17 protein-coding genes are annotated in these 19,039 nt (G+C 66.7%); 9 read left to right on the forward strand and 8 right to left on the reverse strand.

Features of this window, described 5'->3' with window-relative positions; translation table 11 throughout:
* The first annotated feature begins 15 nt into the window (after positions 1-15).
* Together dapD and IE266_RS02930 are read left to right on the forward strand one after the other, a co-directional pair.
* Positions 16-843: a 2,3,4,5-tetrahydropyridine-2,6-dicarboxylate N-succinyltransferase gene (gene dapD, locus IE266_RS02925; RefSeq protein ID WP_189678534.1), complete on the forward strand. Its 828-nt coding sequence runs from the start codon at positions 16-18 to the stop codon at positions 841-843.
* A gap of 346 nt (positions 844-1,189) precedes the next feature.
* Positions 1,190-1,528: a DUF8846 family protein gene (locus IE266_RS02930; RefSeq protein WP_189678535.1), complete on the forward strand. Its 339-nt coding sequence runs from the start codon at positions 1,190-1,192 to the stop codon at positions 1,526-1,528.
* A gap of 72 nt (positions 1,529-1,600) precedes the next feature.
* Here IE266_RS02930 and IE266_RS02935 read toward each other — a convergent pair whose 3' ends face one another.
* On the reverse strand, positions 1,601-2,656 hold the full coding sequence (locus IE266_RS02935; protein WP_229863869.1) for a Hint domain-containing protein: 1,056 nt from the start codon (positions 2,654-2,656) through the stop codon (positions 1,601-1,603).
* 308 nt (positions 2,657-2,964) lie between these two features.
* Between IE266_RS02935 and dapE the strand changes: the two genes are divergently transcribed.
* From dapE to IE266_RS02955, 4 genes are all read left to right on the forward strand, one after another.
* Positions 2,965-4,110, forward strand: coding sequence for a succinyl-diaminopimelate desuccinylase (gene dapE, locus IE266_RS02940; RefSeq protein ID WP_189678536.1), 1,146 nt, complete (start codon positions 2,965-2,967; stop codon positions 4,108-4,110).
* 16 nt (positions 4,111-4,126) lie between these two features.
* Entirely contained in the window at positions 4,127-4,699 is a 573-nt protein-coding gene (locus IE266_RS02945) for a TIGR04282 family arsenosugar biosynthesis glycosyltransferase (protein ID WP_189678760.1), read from the forward strand.
* A gap of 30 nt (positions 4,700-4,729) precedes the next feature.
* Positions 4,730-6,982, forward strand: a complete 2,253-nt coding sequence (gene rnr, locus IE266_RS02950) for a ribonuclease R (RefSeq protein ID WP_189678537.1) — start codon at positions 4,730-4,732, stop codon at positions 6,980-6,982.
* Positions 6,983-7,231: 249 nt separating this feature from the next.
* The gene (locus IE266_RS02955) at positions 7,232-8,527 is read left to right on the forward strand and encodes a lytic murein transglycosylase (protein WP_229863870.1); all 1,296 of its coding nucleotides are present in this window, start codon (positions 7,232-7,234) and stop codon (positions 8,525-8,527) included.
* An 18-nt stretch (positions 8,528-8,545) separates the two neighbouring features.
* Here the strand turns inward: IE266_RS02955 and IE266_RS02960 are convergent, their stop codons facing one another.
* The 7 genes from IE266_RS02960 to IE266_RS02990 all read right to left on the reverse strand — a co-directional run bounded on the left by IE266_RS02960 (position 8,546) and on the right by IE266_RS02990 (position 14,496).
* Positions 8,546-8,965 carry a hypothetical protein gene (locus tag IE266_RS02960; protein WP_189678538.1) on the reverse strand — a complete coding sequence of 140 codons (420 nt, stop codon included), beginning with the start codon at positions 8,963-8,965 and terminating at the stop codon, positions 8,546-8,548.
* Between the two features lie 49 nt (positions 8,966-9,014).
* Positions 9,015-9,278, reverse strand: a complete 264-nt coding sequence (locus IE266_RS02965; RefSeq protein ID WP_189678539.1) for a hypothetical protein — start codon at positions 9,276-9,278, stop codon at positions 9,015-9,017.
* An 86-nt stretch (positions 9,279-9,364) separates the two neighbouring features.
* Complete coding sequence (locus tag IE266_RS02970) at positions 9,365-10,543, reverse strand: ABC transporter permease (protein WP_189678540.1); 1,179 nt, start codon at positions 10,541-10,543, stop codon at positions 9,365-9,367.
* Between the two features lie 4 nt (positions 10,544-10,547).
* Positions 10,548-11,813 carry an ABC transporter permease gene (locus IE266_RS02975; protein WP_189678541.1) on the reverse strand — a complete coding sequence of 422 codons (1,266 nt, stop codon included), beginning with the start codon at positions 11,811-11,813 and terminating at the stop codon, positions 10,548-10,550.
* Positions 11,810-12,100: a DUF1330 domain-containing protein gene (locus IE266_RS02980; RefSeq protein WP_189678542.1), complete on the reverse strand. Its 291-nt coding sequence runs from the start codon at positions 12,098-12,100 to the stop codon at positions 11,810-11,812. Before IE266_RS02980 ends, IE266_RS02975 begins: the two co-directional genes overlap by 4 nt.
* A gap of 64 nt (positions 12,101-12,164) precedes the next feature.
* On the reverse strand, positions 12,165-13,277 hold the full coding sequence (locus tag IE266_RS02985; protein WP_189678543.1) for an extracellular solute-binding protein: 1,113 nt from the start codon (positions 13,275-13,277) through the stop codon (positions 12,165-12,167).
* Positions 13,278-13,392: 115 nt separating this feature from the next.
* A complete protein-coding gene (locus IE266_RS02990; RefSeq protein ID WP_189678544.1) occupies positions 13,393-14,496 on the reverse strand; it encodes an ABC transporter ATP-binding protein in 1,104 nt (367 codons plus the stop codon).
* Positions 14,497-14,775: 279 nt separating this feature from the next.
* Between IE266_RS02990 and IE266_RS02995 the strand changes: the two genes are divergently transcribed.
* The 3 genes from IE266_RS02995 (at position 14,776) to IE266_RS03005 (ending at position 18,970) form a co-directional block, all read left to right on the forward strand.
* Positions 14,776-15,912 (forward strand): M24 family metallopeptidase, encoded by a 1,137-nt coding sequence (locus IE266_RS02995; protein ID WP_189678762.1) that lies wholly within the window; start codon positions 14,776-14,778, stop codon positions 15,910-15,912.
* Between the two features lie 148 nt (positions 15,913-16,060).
* A complete protein-coding gene (argE, locus tag IE266_RS03000; protein WP_189678545.1) occupies positions 16,061-17,230 on the forward strand; it encodes an acetylornithine deacetylase in 1,170 nt (389 codons plus the stop codon).
* A 117-nt stretch (positions 17,231-17,347) separates the two neighbouring features.
* Entirely contained in the window at positions 17,348-18,970 is a 1,623-nt protein-coding gene (locus IE266_RS03005) for a long-chain fatty acid--CoA ligase (protein WP_189678546.1), read from the forward strand.
* Positions 18,971-19,039: the final 69 nt, after the last annotated feature.

Raw genomic sequence — 19,039 nt, forward strand, 5'->3', positions numbered from 1 at the left:
AGACAGGAGCCCCAGATGTCGAACGCCCAGCTTGAAACCGCCATCGAAGCCGCGTGGGAAGCCCGCGACCAGATCACCCCGGCCACCACCGGCGAGACCCGCGAGGCGATCGAGGACACGCTGGCGGCGCTGGACGGCGGCACCCTGCGCGTGGCCGAGCGGCAGGCCGACGGCAAATGGCACGTCAACCAGTGGGCCAAGAAGGCGGTGCTGCTGGGCTTCCGCATCAAGGACATGGAACAGCAGTCGGGCGGCCCGCAGGGCGGCGGCTGGTGGGACAAGGTGGACAGCAAGTTCGCCGGTTGGGGCGACAACCAGTGGAAGGCCGCCGGGTTCCGCGCCGTGCCGAACTGCGTTGTGCGCAAGTCGGCCTTCATCGCGCCGGGCGTGGTGCTGATGCCGTCCTTCGTGAACCTCGGCGCCTATGTCGACTCGGGCACCATGGTGGATACCTGGGCCACCGTCGGTTCCTGCGCGCAGATCGGCAAGAACGTCCACCTCTCGGGCGGCGTCGGCATCGGCGGCGTGCTGGAACCGATGCAGGCCGGCCCGACCATCATCGAGGACAACTGCTTCATCGGCGCGCGTTCGGAAGTGGTCGAGGGCGTGATCGTCCGCGAGGGCTCGGTGCTGGGCATGGGCGTCTTCATCGGCCAGTCGACCAAGATCGTCGACCGCGAGACCGGCGAGGTCATGTATGGCGAAGTTCCCGCCGGCTCGGTGGTCGTCTCGGGCTCGATGCCGTCGAAGAATGGCGTGAACCTCTACTGCGCGGTGATCGTGAAGCGGGTCGACGCCAAGACCCGCTCCAAGACCTCGATCAACGAGCTGCTGCGCGACTGATCGCCTGACATTCGCGGAAAACCTCCGGCGCCTCGCGGTGTCCGGGGGTTTTTCTTTGCCCGGATGGCTTGCGGGACGCCCCGGCAATCGCGATTGCGGAACGCTTTGTTTCCGATCCGGCACCCAAACAAGGCAGAACCGCACCGATTTGCGCCACAGTCAAAGGTGATAACGGGGGTGTTCCGGTCAAAGAGTTCTCTGGTCTTCCTGGTCCGCGAAAGCTGCCTGCCCTGGCCTTGGTCCCGTTGCGTTCCTGTTGCGCGTTGCCTGATTGCGATTGCGCAACGGGGCGGAGGCTGAAGGGTGACAGCTTGACAATCGGCCGGGCGCGGCGCATCGCGGGCGCATGACAAATCGCGACTCCAGACAACAGGTTTACACGCTGCTGGTCCAGATCGGCCGCAAGGCCGGTGACGGCCTGCCCGAGGGCGCCAGCGGGGCGGCGCTGGTCTGCTATGCCTCGGGCGTGGACGAGGCCGAGGCAGTGCGCGAGACGGTGGCGATCCTCAAGCAGGCCGATTGCGCGCCGCTGGACGTCACCGGCTATGGCACGCTGGAGGAGCGCGAGGCGCAGGGCCACGAGATCGACGAGGACGAGCGCGCGCTGATGCTGCGGGCGCTCGAGGAGAACTCGGTCATCGTGGCGCAGATGACGCCGTTTTTCGACACCGACGAACAGGACTGAGCGGGGCCGTTTTCCTGCAAGGAAAACGTCCGAAATCCGTGACGGATTTCGGCGCCGGTGCCGGGCGCGCGCTCAGGCGGCGCGGTGTTCGGCCAGCACGATGGCGTCGAAGGCGCGCAGCATCGGGCCGGGTGGCGGCGCGTGTTCCGGCAGGGTCGAGCGGTCGAGCCCGGCGAAGATGCTGGCGCGAAGCAGGTCGGGCTTGCGGCGGATTCGCCCGGCGCAGAGGCTTTCCAGCAGGCAGCCGGCCGCCATCAGCACCTCCTGCTCGGGCAGCAGCAGCTGCACGTAGGGCACCAGCCAGCCGGTGGGCGCGGGCCTGACCTGCGGCGTGCCCAGCAGGTGCCCGGCCTGGAGCCGCACCGCCTCGCGGCCGAAGAGATATTCAACCTCGGACCCGCCGATCAGCAGTTTCTGCGTCGTCGCCACGGCGATGTCGCGGGTCAGGCCGAAATAGGGCGCGCGCAGGCAGACCGGGGCGAAGCTGCCGCGCGCCGGCACGGTGCGTTGCAGCGCGTGCAGCACCGGCACCGATTCGCCGGCCGCCGTCAGTACCAGGTCGCCGCGCTGCAACTCGCCGGCGCGGCGGGCGCCGTCGGGCGTGGCGATGGGCGTGTCGGCGGTGAGCGTCGGCATCGGGCCGACCGGCTCGATCCGGTCCGAGACGGCGAGGAAGAGCACCTCGGGCGAGAGGTAGCGGTCACCGCCCTCGCCGGTCATCGCGGCGATCTGGCTGCGGTGGAAGGGGCGCGGGTTGGGGCAGGGCAGCAGGGTGATCTGGTCGGTGTCGGGCCGTTCGATCGCCAGCCATCCGGTGCGGGCGGGGCCATCCCAGGCATAGGTGATGCGCAGGATGTCGGCGCGGCCGGCATCGGCGCAGTCGAGCAGGTGGCTGACCACCGCGCCGGCCTGGTCGAGCACCACCGACAGCCCGCCGCCGGGCAGGGCCTGGAGCGCGAAGGACATCGGCCAGGCACCGCCGGTTGTGACCCTGACAAGGGGTTTCAGGCGGCGCAGCTGCGGCAGGCGCGTCTCGATCACCACCGAACCGCGCACCAGCAGTGGTTCGTCCTCGGGCCAGGGCGCGCTCCAGGCGGCCTCCTGATCGCAGACGGCACGCCAGGTCATCGGGTGCTCCGCGGGATGTGGGTGGTCTTCATTGCTCTGCCCTTCTGTCTCGCCAAGGGCAGGAGACGACGCCGGGGCGTCGTGCTTCGCCCGGTTGGGCGACGATGGGCGAGCTGACCGTTTTCGGCCTTTGCTCTCCGTTTGACCTGCCTCTGGTCGTCTTGTTGTTGAACCAGCCCTAGCATGTCACGCCAAAGCGGGCGCGGATTTTACCGTTTGAGGCTTGGCGGCGCGGCCTTTTTGTCACAAGTCTGGGCTCGAACCGGCGGCGCGCCCGCCGCCCGAGATTGCAAGGAGCCCTGCCCGCCATGTCCGAGACCGATGCCGTCGCCCTGACTGCCGACCTGATCCGCTGCCCCTCGGTGACGCCCGAGGAAGGTGGCGCCCTGGCCTTGTTAGAGACTGTTCTGAGTGGCGCGGGCTTTGCCTGCACGCGGGTCGACCGGGGCGGGGTCGCCAACCTCTATGCCCGCTGGGGGGCCAAGGGCCATGCGAAGACCTTCGGTTTCAATGGCCATACCGACGTGGTGCCGGTGGGCGATGCGGCGGCCTGGAGCCGGGCGCCCTTCGGGGCCGAGATTGTCGACGGGGTACTTTATGGGCGGGGCGCGACGGATATGAAATCGGGCGTCGCGGCCTTTGCCGCCGCCGCCGTCGACTTTGTCAGCACCACCCCGCCCGAGGGGGCCGTGGTGCTGGCGATCACCGGCGACGAGGAGGGCGATGCGACCGATGGCACGGTGGCGCTGCTCGACTGGATGGAGGCCAACGGCGAGGCGATGAGCGCCTGCCTGGTGGGCGAGCCGACCTGCCCCGAGCGCATGGGCGAGATGATGAAGATCGGGCGGCGCGGGTCGATGTCGGCCTGGTTCACGGTGAAGGGCGTGCAGGGGCATTCGGCCTATCCGCACCGCGCCAGGAACCCGGTCGCGGCGATGGCGCGGCTGATGGATCGGCTGGCAAGCCACCCGCTCGATTCGGGGACCGAGCATTTCGACGCCTCGACCCTGGCGGTGGTGACCATGGACACCGGCAACCCGGCGACCAACGTGATCCCGGCCGAGTGCCGGGGCACGGTCAACATCCGCTTCAACGACGCGCACACCGGCGCGAAGCTGACCGACTGGCTGCGCGCCGAGGCGGACCGGGTGCAGGACGAATTCGGCGTCAGCGTGGAGATGCGGGTGAAGATCTCGGGCGAGAGCTTCCTGACCCCGCCGGGCGCGCTCTCGGACCTGGTTGGCGCGGCGGTCAAGGCCGAGACCGGGATTGACCCGGTGCTGTCGACCACCGGCGGCACCTCGGACGCGCGCTTCATCAAGGCGCATTGCCCGGTGGTGGAGTTCGGGCTGGTCGGGCAGACGATGCACCAGGTGGACGAGCGGGTGGAGGTCGAGCAGATCCGCCAGCTCAAGCGGATCTACGGGCGCATCCTGGCCGATTACTTTGGCTGAGCGCACGCTGATCGTGATGGTGAAAGAGCCGCGGCCCGGACGGGTGAAGACGCGGCTCGGGCGCGAGATCGGGATGGGGGCGGCGGCCTGGTGGTATCGCCACCAGTGCCTCCGCCTGATCCGTCGCCTGCGCGATCCACGCTGGCGGATCGTGTTGGCGGTGGCGCCGGATCAGGCTCTAAGCGAGCCATTTTGGCCCTCTGACCTGCTGCGGGTGCCGCAGGGGGCGGGTGACCTGGGGCAGCGGATGGCGCGGGCGCTGGGGCGGGCGCGCGGGCCGGTCTGCCTGGTTGGGTCGGACATTCCGGGGCTGGACCGCCGCCACATCGCGCGCGCCTTCGAGGCGCTGCAAGGGCGGGACGCGGTGTTCGGCCCGGCGGCGGATGGCGGCTACTGGCTGGTCGGGCTGCGGCGCGGTGGGCTGGCGCGGGCGGGCATGTTCGGGCCGGTGCGCTGGTCCTCGCCCCATGCCCTGGCCGACAGCCGGGCGGCGCTGGCGGGCTGGCGGATCGCCCTGGCCGATCGGCTGGCCGATGTCGATACCGCCGCGGACCTGGGGGCGCTGGCGCATCGGGATTTTTGCCGATGACGGCCCTGCGCGCGCGTGGTAGTCAGCGCCATGAGCAGCATCCCTTCCAAGGCTGAAATCCTAGACTGGATCGCGGCCAACCCGACCCTCAATTCCAAGCGTGATCTGGCCAAGGCCTTTGGCATCAAGGGCGCTGCGCGGATCGACCTCAAGCGCCTGCTGAAGGAGCTGGAGGCCGAGGGCCATCTCGAGAAGCGCCGGCGCAGCTATGGCGACCCCGAGCGGCTGCCGCCGGTGACGGTGCTGCAGGTCAAGGCGCCGGATCGCAACGGCGACATCTTCGCGCGGCCGCTGGAGTGGCATGGCGAGGGGATCGAGCCCATCGTGCTGGTGATACCGCGGGCGAGCGACCCGGCGCTGGGCGCGGGCGACCGGATCCTGGCCAAGCTGAGCGTGGTGCACGAGGAAGATCACAATTACGAGGCGCGGCTGATCCGGCGGATCGGGACCAACCCACGCCGTATCCTGGGCGTGTTCCGCAAGACCTCGGAAGGCGGGCGGATCGTGCCGGTCGACAAGTCGGGCATGAACGAGTGGCAGGTGCCGGAAGAGGCACGCGGCGGCGCGAAGGATGGCGAGCTGGTCGAGGCCGAGGCCTTTGGCCCCGCCGGGCGGCTGGGCCTCCCGCGCGCGCGGGTGACCGACCGGCTGGGCGACCCCAGCGCGCCGAAGGCGGTCTCGCTGATCGCGATTCACCAGCACGGCATTCCCGACCACTTCCCCGACGCGGCGATTGCCGAGGCGGACAAGGCCAAGCCGATGGGGCTGGCGGGCCGCGAGGATCTGCGCGAGCTGCCGCTGGTGACGATTGACCCGGTCGACGCGCGCGACCGCGACGACGCGATACTGGCGCTGGCGGATGACGATCCGAAGAACGAGGGCGGCTTCGTGCTCTGGGTCGCGATTGCCGATGTGGCCGCCTATGTCACCCCCGGCTCGGCGCTGGACGCCGAGGCGCGCAACCGGGGCAACTCGACCTATTTCCCCGACCGGGTGGTGCCGATGCTGCCCGACCGGCTGTCGGGCGATCTCTGCTCGCTGCACGAGGATGTGCCGCGCGCCTGCGTGGCGGTGCGGATGCGGATCGACTCGATGGGCCAGAAGATCGACCATCATTTCACCCGTGGGCTGATGTGCTCGAAGGCCTCGCTGAATTACCAGGAGGTGCAGGCGGCGATGGACGGGCAGGTCTCGGACAAGACCGAACCGCTGCTCGAGCCGGTGATCCGGCCGCTCTATGCGGCCTATGCCGCGCTGACCAAGGCGCGCAATGACCGCCAGCCGCTGGACCTCGACCTGCCCGAGCGCAAGATCGAGCTGAGCGAGGAGGGCAAGGTCACCTCGGTGAAGTTCCGCGACCGGCTGGATGCGCACCGGCTGATCGAGGAATTCATGGTGCTGGCCAATGTCTGCGCCGCCGAGACGCTGATCGCCAAGAAATCGCCGCTGCTGTTCCGGGTCCACGAGGAGCCGGCCCCCGAGAAGCTGGAGGCGCTGCGCGAGACGGCGCAGGCGGCGGGCTATACGCTGGCCAAGGGGCAGGTGTTGCAGACGCGGCACCTCAACAGCCTGCTGAACCAGGCGGCGGGGCGTGACGATGCCGAGCTCATCAACCTTTCGACGCTGCGGTCGATGACGCAGGCCTATTACTCGCCGCAGAACTTCGGCCACTTCGGGCTGGCGCTGCGGAACTATGCCCACTTCACCTCGCCGATCCGGCGCTATGCCGACCTGATCGTGCACCGGGCGCTGATCGCGGCGCATGGCTGGGGCGATGACGGGCTGACCCCGGAGGAGATCGACCGGCTGGATGCGACGGCCGAGCATATCTCGGACACCGAGCGGCGGTCGATGATGGCGGAGCGGGATACCAACGACCGCTACCTGGCGGCCTATATGTCCGAGCGGGTGGGCAACGAGTTCACGGGGCGGATCAGCGGGATCGCGCGGTTCGGGGTCTTCGTGAAGCTGGACGAGACGGGGGCCGACGGGCTGGTGCCGATCCGGTCGCTGGGGCGGGAGTATTTCCATTTCGACCGCGAGGCGGGCACGCTGATGGGGTCGGATACCGGCACGCTGATCGGGATCGGGCAGCGGGTCACGGTGCGGCTGGCCGAGGCGGTGCCGGTGACCGGCGGGCTGGAGCTGGAGCTGCTGGAGCTGGACAACAAGACCATGCCGCGGGCCCCGGCGGGCAAGGGGCGCGGCGGGCGGCGCAAGCCGGCGGTGGCGCGGCACAAGGCGGCCAAGGAAAAGCGCAAGGTGAGCCGCAAGCGGCGCTAGATCCGGGTGTCCCAGCTGGGACGGGGGGTCAAGTGGCTGAAGTATAATGATTTTATTCGAGTGACTTTCTGGGACACCGTTTTCCTTCGAGGAAAACGGCAAAAATCCTGCGAGAATTTTTGCGCGCCATCCGAGGGGGTGGGGCCGTTTCCCTCGCAGGGAAACGGACGAATTCCTCGCAGGAATTCGGTGTGCTTTTCCGGGATTTTGCCGCTAGAGTGAGGGCGAGCAGATAAACAGGACGACAGGATGCGTCTTTGGATGAAGGCGGGGCTGGTGGCCCTTGGCTATAGCATCGTTCATGCCGAAACCGCCGAAAAGCCCGCCGCGGAGGACAGCGTGCTGGCCGTATCGCAATCGCTGCGGCCAACGGCGCGGCCCGAGGCACAGGGCGGGAAAGAGGAGAGGGTGCGGGACAGTTCCGACAACGGCGGGTTCGACGACTGGCTCGCGGGGTTCCGCGCGCGTGCGGCTGGCGAAGGCATAAGCGCAAAGACGCTGGAACGCGCCTTTGCCGGGGTCAGCTATGATCCGGAGGTGATCCGGCGCGACCGCAACCAGAACGAGTTCACCAAGACGGTCTGGGTCTATCTCGACAGTGCCGCCTCGGACGACCGGATCGCCGCCGGCAAGGCAGCGGTGGAGAAGCACCGGGCCCTGCTGGACAGGATCGAGGCGCAATACGGCGTCGACCGCTACATCGTGGCGGCGATCTGGGGGCTGGAGAGCGCCTTTGGCGCGTTCCGGGGCAATGACAGCACGATCCGCTCGCTGGCGACGCTGGCCTTTGACGAGCGCCGCCGGGCCTTCTTCGAGAACGAGCTGATGACGCTGCTGAGGATCGTCGATTCGGGCGAGGTGGGTGTCGCGGCGCTGAAGGGCAGCTGGGCCGGGGCGATGGGGCATACGCAGTTCATGCCCTCCTCGTTCCAGGCCCATGCGGTGGATTTCACCGGCGACGGGCGGCGCGACATCTGGTCGGACGATCCAAGCGACGCGCTGGCCTCGACGGCGGCCTACCTGCGCCATTTCGGCTGGACCAAGGGGCAGCCCTGGGGTGTCGAGGTCAACCTGCCCGAAGGATTCGCCTATACGCTGGCCAACCGCGACATCATGAAGCCGCCCTCGGACTGGGCCGAGCTGGGTGTGCTGGGACTCGACGGCAGGCCGGTGCCGGAGCATGGGCCGGCCTCGATCCTGCTGCCGGGCGGCGCGGAGGGCGCGGCCTTCATGATCTTCGACAACTTCGAGGTGCTGGAGCATTACAACACCGCCGATGCCTATGTGATCGGGGTGGGGCACCTCGCCGACCGGATCCGGGGCGGCGGGCCTGTTCGGCATCCCTGGCCGCGCGAGGACCGGGCGCTGACCTTTGACGAACGGGTCGAGTTGCAGCGGCTGCTGACGGCGAAGGGCTTTGACACGGTGAAGCTCGACGGGCGCATCGGGCCGCTGACGATCAACGCGGTGCGCGCCTACCAGGTCGCCAGCGGGCTGCTGCCGGACGGCTATGCCTCGCCGCGGTTGTTGGAGCGGTTGCGGTAGGGAGAAAGGAGACGGACCCTATCCGTCCATTCGGCGCGTTTGTTTCAGCGATACGAAATAGGCGAAGCGTGTTTGTTCGGACGGCTCTGCGTTGTCGAAATCACTGATGACTGACTCGATGGATTGTATGTCCATCCGAACAGATGAGATCGCAAATTTGGCTAACGGGTCATAGTCGGCATTTTCGCGTTTGTTCTTCAACGCGACAAACTGCTCAGCGAACCTGTTGACCGGTTCGGAGAAGTTGTGCCTCTTGAGCTCTTTGCACTTCTTCTCGATGTGGGAATGGTCCGGTTGGCGGTACAAGTTCTTGTAGGCTTCAATGAATGCCGGGTTATCCGGATCGGCACCAAGTGGAGCCACGAGCGCTTCGCAAATCCGATGGAACAAAGCGTAGTACAGGTCACTTGTAACTCTGCGGAGATCCGCTTCTGTCATGCGTTTCGGATCTTCCAGTCGCCGTTTGGCCGATTGGAAGAGGCCGTTGCTAAGCAGCGTGATGCTCCATCGCGTCGGATGAGGAGATAAAGTTAATGACGGGGAAAGCGTCATTCGCTTCAGATTGAAGATGGTTCCAGATCAGATCCGTGACTGTCACCGCTACACCATTCGGCAATGTCCCGTTCTCATCGTAGATCACGTCGATGAACAGCACATTTTCTCCATCCCTGTTGACAGCAGGTTGGATTTTCACGGTCTGGATTATCGTGCTGCCGACTTCATTTCTGATGATCGACTCGATCTCTGTCATGGGTTCAAACCTCGTCTCATCTATCACATTGAATCACAAAACTGGACTCATGTGAATCCATATTGGACTCATCGGCGGCTTCCCTCTCAGCTCGGGCTCATGCCGCGCAGGCGCTCGGAGCGGCGGCGGAGGAGTTCGAGGACGGTCAGCAGGGCGATGGAGATCGCCACCAGGATCGTCGCAACCGCGAGGATGGTGGGCGAGATCTGTTCGCGCAGGCCGATGAACATCTGCCAGGGCAGGGTCTTCTGGCCGGCCGAGCCGACGAAGAGCACCACCACCACCTCGTCGAAGGAGGTGATGAAGGCGAAGAGCGCGCCCGAGATCACGCCGGGGAGGATCAGCGGCATCTGCACCCGGAAGAAGGTGGTCACCGGGTCGGCGCCCATGTTGGCGGCGGCGCGGGTGAGCGAATTGTCGAAGCCGACCAGCGTGGCGGTCACGGTGATGATGACGAAGGGAATGCCGAGCGCGGCATGGGCCAGCACGACGCCGATATAGGTGCCCTGCAGCCCGGCACGGGAGTAGAAGAAATACATCCCCGCGGCCGAGATGATCAGGGGCACGATCATCGGCGAGATCAGGATCGCCATGATGGCGCGGCGGAACGGGACGTGGGGCTGGCTCAGGCCGATCGCCGCCAGCGTGCCGAAGCCGACCGAGAGCAGTGTCGCCACCGGGGCGATCATCAGCGAGTTCCTGAGCGCGTTCTGCCAGTCGGAGTTGGTGAAGAAGTCGCGGTAGTGCTTGAGCGAGTAGCCCGCCGGGTCGAGCGCCAGCATCTCGGGGGTGAAGGTGAAGAAGTCCTGGGCGTTGAAGCTGAGCGGCAGCACCACCAGGATCGGGGTGATGAGGAAGATGAATATCGCGCCGCAGATCACCCGGAAGGTATAGTGCCAGAGCACCTGGCCGGGGGTCAGGTAGGGCACCAGGTGGGCGCGGTAACGGCCTTCGAAGAGCCAGAAGGTGAGCCAGCCGAAGAACCAGCCGAGCGCCGCTCCGATGATGCCGGCGGACAGCCCGGCGAGGGCGAAGCCGGCAATGGCAAAGACCACGGCGACGATCCAGCGGAGCTGCTTCTCGGCCAGCGGCGCATGGGTCAGCAGGAAGGCGAGCGCGCCCATCAGGATCGCGCCGCCGAGGATGCCGAGCGGGCCGCTGCCCTGCGCGGTGCCGACGAAGAGGCCGACGAAGGCGCCGAAGGCGGCGACCACGGGCACGTAGAACGAGGCGGGGCGGCGGGGGACGGTGGTCAGGACGGCCATGGGCTCAGCCTCCGAGCTTCACGTTATCGATGCCCACGATCTTGTCGTAGACGTAGTAGAGCAGCAGCACCGCTCCGAGCAGGATCGCGCCGAGCGCGGCGCCAAGGCCCCAGTTCAGCGACTTGGAGATGTGATAGGCGATCCGGTTCGAGATGAAGGTGCCGTCGGTGCCGCCGACGATCTCGGGGGTGATGTAGTAGCCGATGGCGAGGATGAAGACGAGGATCGAGCCGGCGCCGATGCCGGGTACCGACTGCGGGAAGTAGACCCGCCAGAAGGCGGTCCAGTTGGTGGCGCCAAGCGACTTGGCGGCGCGCAGGTAGCTGGGCGGGATGGTCTTCATCACCGAATACATCGGCAGGATCATGAAGGGCAGCAGGATGTGGGTCATCGCCACGATGGTGCCGAACTGGTTGTTGATGAGGATCAGGCGGTCGTTGTCGGCGACAAGGCCGAGCCAGACGAGCGTCTCGTTGATGACGCCCTCCTGCTGCAGCATCACCTTCCAGGCCGAGGTGCGCACCAGGAGCGAGGTCCAGAACGGCAGCAGCACGAGGATCATCAGCAGGTTGGCGGTACGGGCGCGGATATTGGCGAGGATCCAGGCCACCGGGTAGCCGAGCATGATGCAGCTGAAGGTGATGACCAGCGACATGAACATCGTGCGCTTGAACAGCAGGATGTAGATCTGTTCGTTCTCGGGGCGGGCCTCGGGGCCGTCGATGCCCTTCTTGAGATCCACGGCGTTGAGGAAATAGCCGTTCGTGTAGGCGGGCGAGTAGATGTAGAGGGTGCGCCAGAGTTCGAGGTCGCCCCAGTCCTTGTCGACCTTGAGGAAGGCCTCCTGGTAGGGCGCCTTCATCTTCTCGACGCCGCGGCCGGTCTTGCGCAGCAGCGAGGCGGCGCCGGAGTATTCGTAGTTCAGCCGCGAGCCGAGGCGGGTGTGGGTCTTCTGGTCGACCGCCTCCACCAGGTCGGCCTGGAGCGCGGCGAAGACCGCCTCGGGGGGCAGTTCGGTGGAATGCGGGTCCCAGGAGTCGAGCGCCTCGACCGTCCGGGGGATGGTGTCCTTCACCACCTGGTTCTCGATCGAGCGGAACAGCATGTCGGCGATCGGGGCGATGAAGGTCACCAGCACGAAGATCAGGAGGGGAGCGACCAGCATCAGCGCCCGGATTTTCTGCATTCGCAGCGCCCGTGCGAGGCTGCGCTTGAGCGGGGTTCCGTCGGCCGCGAGAACGCGGCCTGGCTGAGTGGTCGCTTCGGTCATGACATGCCTTCTATGATGACGACGTCGCTCTGGGCGTTGGCCATGCGGATCCTGGCGGCGGCCTGGTAGGCGTCGGAGTGGTAGCAGGCCAGCGCGGTTTCGTAGTCGGGGAACTCGACGATGACGTGGCGGTCCTTCTGCGGGGTCTCGGGCGTCTCGTTGCGGCCGCCTCGAACCAGGAACCTGCCGCCGAAGCCCTCGACCACGGGCGTGTCGAGGCGAACGTATTCGGCGTATTGCTCGGGGTTGGTCACCGTCACGTGCAGGATCCAGTAGCCTTTGCTCATTCTCGGTCTTCTCCTTGGGGAATGCGGGGCCCGACAGCCGGGCCCCGCCCCATCTAGTACCGGATCAGTTCGCGAGCCAGGCCTGGAACTTGGCGTCGAGATCGTCGCGGTAGTCGGCCCACCAGGTGTAGTTGTTCACGAAGGTGTGCTTGGCGTTGTTCGGATCGGTCGGCATGTGCGGCGCCATCTCGATGCCGAGGGTGGCGTGCTTGCCGACCAGCGGAGCCGAGGATTTGCGCGCCGGGCCGTAGGAGATGTATTTGGCCTGATCCGCCAGACGCTGGGTGTCGGTGGCGAAATACAGGTAGTCCATCACGCGGGCGAGGCGGTCTTCCGGCAGGCCGGCGGGAACGACCCAGCCGTCGATGTCGAACATCTGCCAGTCCCATGCCATGCCGACGGGCTGCTTCTGCTCTTCGATCATCGCGAAGAGACGGCCGTTGTAGGCGGAGCCCATGAAGATCTCGCCGTCGGCGAGGAGCTGCACCGGCTGGGCCGAAGCGGTCCACCAGATGGTCTGGTCCTTGATGGTGTCGAGCTTGGCGAAGGCGCGGGCGACGCCCTCGTCGGTTTCGAGCGTGTCGTAGACGTCCTCATAGGCGACGCCATCGCAGAGCAGCGCCCATTCCATGTTGGCGACCGGCTGCTTGTTCAGCGCGCGCTTGCCCGGGTATTTCTGCAGGTCGAAGACGTCGCAGGCGCCGGTCGGCGGCTCGGTCCCGGCGGGGACCATGTCCTTGCGATAGCCGAAGGTGGTCGAGAAGACGATCTGCGGGATGAAGCAGTCGGAGACCATCAGGTCGCCGAAGTCGTCCTTGGCCTTGGTGCCGTCCGGCGCATCGGCGAGCTGGGTGTCGGCGTCGATTTCCATCGCCAGGCCTTCGTCGCAGAGGCGGATGGCGTCGGCGGCCTCGACGTCGACCAGATCCCAGGTCAGGTTGTTGGCTTCCTTCATGGCGCGCAGCTTGGCCACGGCCTCGGGCGAGCTTTCGTCATTGATGATCTTGACGCCGGTCTTTTCCGAGTAGGGGTTGTGATAGGCGTTCAGCTGCGAGGCGGAATAGGCGCCGCCCCAGCTCACGATGGTCATCTCGTTGGCCATGTCGGCCGCGAAGGCCGACCCGGCGGCGAGCGAAACTGCCGCGCTGGTGGCCAGAAGAAGATTGATACGTTTCATTCACTAAGTCTCCCAGACTTTGCCCGCTTGATTATTTTCCGGAGACGGAGCGGCGGGCATGACTCCGCGTCCCACGTGAACATCGTCCGGCGGGGCCGGGCGACGATGAACGGCGCTAGACGGCGTCGAGCGCCCGGCAGTCTTCGGGCAGCCAGCCGATCTCGATCTGCGTGCCCGGTTGCAGGCGGACCTGGTCGGGGGCGTTGCGGGTCTTGATCACGAAATCCTCGTTCCCGGCGACCTTGAGCCGGGTGCGGAAGATGTCGCCCATGTAGATGAACTCCATCACCTCGGCCTTGAGCGTGTGGGCGCCCGGGCGCATCCGGTCCTTGTTGTATTCGACCCGCTCGGGGCGGATCGAGACGCGGGTGCGCTGGCCGGCTTCGGTGACGTTGACCGGCTTGCAGTCGATCAGGCCACCGCCGTCGAGCTGTACGAGCGCGGTGCCGCCCTTGATCTCCTTCACCACGCCTTCCAGAGTGTTGTTCTCGCCGATGAACTGGGCGACGAAGCTGTTCTCGGGCTCTTCATAGAGCTTGTCCGGCGGCGCCAGCTGCTGGATGCGGCCGTCGTTGAACACCGCGACCCGGTCGGACATGGTGAGCGCCTCGGTCTGGTCGTGGGTCACGTAGACCACGGTGATCCCGAGGTTGTCGGCGATGCGCTTGATCTCGAACTGCATATGCTCGCGCAGCTGCTTGTCGAGCGCGCCGAGCGGTTCGTCCATCAGCACCAGCTCGGCCTCGAAGACCAGCGCGCGGGCCAGCGCGATGCGCTGCTGCTGGCCGCCCGAAAGCTGCGAGGGCCGGCGGCCGCCGAAGGCGCCCATCTGCACCATGTCCAGCGCGCGTTTCACCTTGGCTTCGCGCTCGGCCTTGCCCATACGCCGCACTTCCAGCGGGAAGGACAGGTTCTCGGCCACCGTCATGTGCGGGAACAGCGCGTAGTTCTGGAACACCATCCCGATGCCGCGCTTGTGCGGGGGGATGTTGTTGATGCTGACCCCGTCGAGCCGGATGTCGCCGTGAGTCGCCGTCTCGAAGCCGGCGAGCATCATGAGGCAGGTTGTCTTGCCCGAACCGGAGGGCCCGAGCATCGTGAGAAACTCGCCCTTGGGCAGTGAGAGGTTCAGGTCTTTGACGACTAGAGTTTCGCCGTCATAGCTCTTCTGGACGCGTTCGAATTCGACGAACGCGCCGGAGTTCTGTGACTCGGCCAAATGCGGCCCCCCTGTTTTGTCGGCAGGTTATCCTGCGCTTTTGTGCCTTAATGTAACCACACAGAAAGGTGCGGTTGCAACCGCGTTCCTGATTTGCGCCATATTGACGAGGGGCAGGGCCGCTAAATCGGGCAAAAGCGAACATATCCGTCGCGCACGCGTCATGAACGGGCTTCTTGCCTGAGCGGAAGTGGGTATGGTGGGCGGGAAACGACAAAGGGGAGACTTCCAGTGCCGGCCACCGACTTGCCTTTCACCCGCGAGGAATACGCCGAGCGCATGGCCCGTGTGCGACGCGCGATGTCGGACGCGAACCTCGATGCGCTGATCATCACCGACCCGTCGAACCAGGCCTGGCTGACCGGCTATGACGGCTGGTCGTTCTACGTGCACCAGGCGGTGATCCTGCTGCCCTATGGCGAGCCGATCTGGTGGGGCCGCAAGATGGACACCTTCGGGGCGCTGCGCACGGTCTGGATGTCGCCGCATCGGGTGGTGGGCTATGACGACAGCTACGTGCAGTCGCGCGAGAAGCATCCGATGGACGACCTCGCCAAGGTACTGGTCGACTTCGGCACCGGCCACGGGCGCATCGGCGTCGAGATGGACAACTATTACTTCACGGCGCGGGCGATGCACATGCTGCACGCCTCGCTGCCAAAGGCGATGTGGGTCGATGCCACCGGCGCGGTGAACCGGCAGCGGGCGGTGAAGTCGGAGGCCGAGATCGGCTTCATGCGCAAGGCGGCGGCGATTTCCGAGAAGATGATCGACGGGCTGCTGGAGCGGGTCGAGCCGGGGGTGCCGAAGAACGAGGTGGTGGCCGAGCTGTACCGGGATGCCATCCGCGGGGTCGAGGGGGCCTGGGGCGATTACCCGGCCATCGTGCCGATGCTGCCCTCGGGGATCGACGCCACCGCGCCGCACCTGACCTGGGACGGGCGGCCCTTCAAGACGGGCGAGGCGACCTTCTTCGAGATCTCGGGCTGTTACCGTCGCTATCACGCGCCGTTCTGCCGGACCTTGTTCCTCGGGACGCCGCCGGACGACATGCTGCGCGCGGAAGGTGCGTTGCAGGAGGGTCTGGAGGCCGGGATCGACGCGGCGCGGGCGGGGAACCGGGCCTGCGACATCGCCAACGCCCTCTATGGTGCGCTGAAGAAGGCCGGGATCACCAAGGACGGGCGCTGCGGCTATGCCATCGGGCTGAGCTATCCGCCGGACTGGGGCGAGCGGACGATCTCGCTGCGCGAGAACGACGAGACCGTGCTGGAGCCGGGGATGACCTTCCACTTCATGCCCGGTCTCTGGCAGGAGAACTGGGGGCTCGAGATCACCGAGCCGATCCTGATCCGCGAGAGTGGGCCGGCGGAGACGCTGTGCAACCGGCCGCGGAAGCTCTTCGTGAAGCCATGAGGGGCGGGCTTTCCTGCGGTGCCGGTCGGCCCCCCTCCCCTCTCCCCTCCCCACGAGGGGGAGGGGAAGCGCCCTTGATCGCTGGCGGTTCGGGTGGACGGCCTGGAATCGCCCCTCCCCCTCGTCGGATGGGGGAGGGGGTCGCGGCATGAGCGAGCGCCTGGCCGATACCATTGCCCTGCTCGACCGGCTGGTGGGTTTTCCGACCATCTCGTCCGACAGCAACCTCGCCATGATCGCCGACCTTGCCGCGCGCCTGACGGACGTGGGCGCGCGGGTCGAGATGTTCACCGACGAGACCGGGGCCAAGGCGAACCTCTTCGCCACGCTGGGGCCCGAAGGCGACGGCGGGCTGATCCTCTCGGGCCATACCGATGTGGTGCCGGTGGCCGAACAGGACTGGTCGAGCGACCCGTTCCAGATGCGCAGCGAGGCCGGGCTGCTGTATGGCCGTGGCACCTGCGACATGAAGGGCTTTATCGCCGCGGCGGTGGTGATGGCGCAGGACTACGCGCAGCTCGATCTCAAGCGCCCGCTGCATTTTGCCTTTACCCATGACGAGGAGGTCGGCTGCCTGGGCGCGCGGGCGCTGGTGCCCGAGTTGCAGAAGCGCGGGCTGCGTCCCGCCATGGCGATCATTGGCGAGCCGACGCTGATGGGGGTGATCGAGGGGCACAAGGGCTGCTGCGAATACACCGTGCGGTTCGGCGGGCTGGAAGGCCACGGTTCGGCCCCCGAGCGCGGCGTGAACGCGGTGGAATACGCGGTGCGCTATGTCACCCGGCTGATGGAGCTGCGGGCAGAGCTGATGGGACGCGCGCCGGCGAAGAGCCGGTTTCAGCCGCCCTGGAGCACGATCAACATCGGCTCGTTGCGGGGCGGGGTCGCGCATAACGTGATCGCCGGCAAGGCCGAGCTGGAATGGGAGACGCGGCCGGTCCAGAAGGGTGACATGGCCTTCGTCAAGGACGCCATCGCCGCCTTTGTCGAGGGCGAGCTGCTGCCGGCGATGCGCGCCGTCCACCCCGAGGCCAGCATCGAGACCGAGGTGATCGGCGAGGTGGCCGGGCTGGAGGTGCTGGACGACAACGCCGCCCGCGATCTGGTCGCCGGGCTGGTCGGCGCGAACGGGGCCGACGTGGTGCCCTTCGGCACCGAGGCGGGGCTGTTCCAGGAGATGGGCATGTCGGTCGTCGTCTGCGGCCCCGGTTCCATCGAGCAGGCGCACAAGCCGGACGAGTTCATCGCGGTGGACCAGCTCGACGCCTGCCTCTCGATGCTCGACCGGCTGGGGCAGAGCCTGGTGCGGAGCGCCTGACGGGACCCCGGCCACAGCGCGCTTGCCGAAAGGCCGGGAACGTTCCATCCTTCTCTCAGTGGCCGGATGTCGGGACCCGATCCCAAACAGAAGACAGGGGCCCCAGGGAGGATTTCAATGAACGGCACCATGATGGAGCAGCCGTTGACGATCAGTTCGCTGATCGCTCATGCGGCACGGTATCACGGCGCGACCGAGATCGTTTCGGTCGAGTCGAACGGCGAGACGGTGATCACCAACTGGCGCGAGGTGGAGGCCAACGCGCGGCGACTGGCCTCGGCGCTGGAGCGGCTGGGGGTGCAGAAGGGCGACCGCTGCGGCACCATCGCCTGGAACAACCGGCGGCACCTGGAGATCTATTTCGGCGTGGCCGGGGCCGGGATGGTCTGCCACACGATCAACCCGCGCCTGTTCCCCGAGCAGCTGATCTATATCATCAACCATGCCCAGGATCAGGTGCTGTTCCTCGACCGGATGTTCGTGCCGGCGGCGGCCAAGCTGCGGGCGCATCTGCAATCGGTGAAGCATTTCGTCTACATGGGCCCGCGCGACGCCGAGGTGGCGGCGGAACTCGACGGCGTGCTGTTCTACGACGAGCTGCTGGCGGCCGAGCCGGACAGCTACCAGTGGCCCGAACTGGACGAGCGGATGCCGTCGAGCCTGTGCTATACCTCGGGCACCACGGGGAACCCGAAGGGCGTGCAGTATTCGCACCGCTCGACCGTGCTGCATTCGATCGGCGGCAACCAGCCGGACGGGCTGGCGCTGTCGGCCAAGGACACCGTTCTGGCGGTGGTGCCGATGTTCCACGCCAATGCCTGGGGCACGCCCTATGTGGCGGCGGGCGTCGGCTGCAAGTTCGTGCTGCCGGGGCCGAGGCTGGACGGCGAGAGCCTGGTCAGGCTGATCGACACCCACAGGGTCACCATCGCGCTGGGCGTGCCGACGATCTGGATGATGCTGCTGGGCGCGCTCGAGAAGACCGGCAGCAAGGCGGAGAGCCTGAAGCGCACCGTGGTGGGCGGCTCGGCGCTGCCGACCTCGATGATCCCGAAGTTCCGCGATCTCTACGGCGTCGATCTGATCCATGCCTGGGGCATGACCGAGACCAGCCCATTGGGCACGCTGAACCAACTCTTGCAGAAGCACGACAGCCTGAGCGATGCCGAGAAGGGCAAGCTGCGCGAGGGCCAGGGAAGGCCGCCCTATGGCGTCGAGCTGCGGCTGGTCGACGATGCCGGCAACCGCCTGCCCGAGGACGGCAAGACCCAGGGCAACCTGCAGATCCGCGGGCACTGGATCGTCGACAGCTATTTCAATGCCGGCAAGTCGGCGCTGACCGAGGACGGCTGGTTCGACACCGGCGACGTGGCGACCATAGATGCCGACGGCTACATGATCATCCGGGATCGCTCGAAGGACATCATCAAGTCGGGGGGCGAGTGGATCTCGACCGTGGAGCTGGAGGATATCGCCATCTCGCACCCCAAGATCGCCAATGCCGCCGCCATCGCCGCGCGCCATCCCAAGTGGGACGAGCGGCCGGTGGTGATTGCCGTGCGGGCCTCGGGGCAGGATGTCAGCCGCGAGGATATCCTGGCGCATTACCAGGGCAAGGTGGCGAGCTGGCAGGTGCCCGACGAGGTGATCTTCGTCGAGGAGCTGCCGTTGGGCGCCACCGGCAAGGTGCTGAAGAACAAGCTGCGCGAGCAGTATGGCGAGGTGCTGCTGAAAGGCTGAACGCCGAGAAGTTTATCCGTTAGCCCCGTCTTAACCCGCCTTCTGCTACCCCGGCTTCCGGGCGAGCGG

Source organism: Seohaeicola zhoushanensis (assembly GCF_014656415.1).
GTDB classification, from domain to species: Bacteria; Pseudomonadota; Alphaproteobacteria; order Rhodobacterales; family Rhodobacteraceae; genus Seohaeicola_A; species Seohaeicola_A zhoushanensis.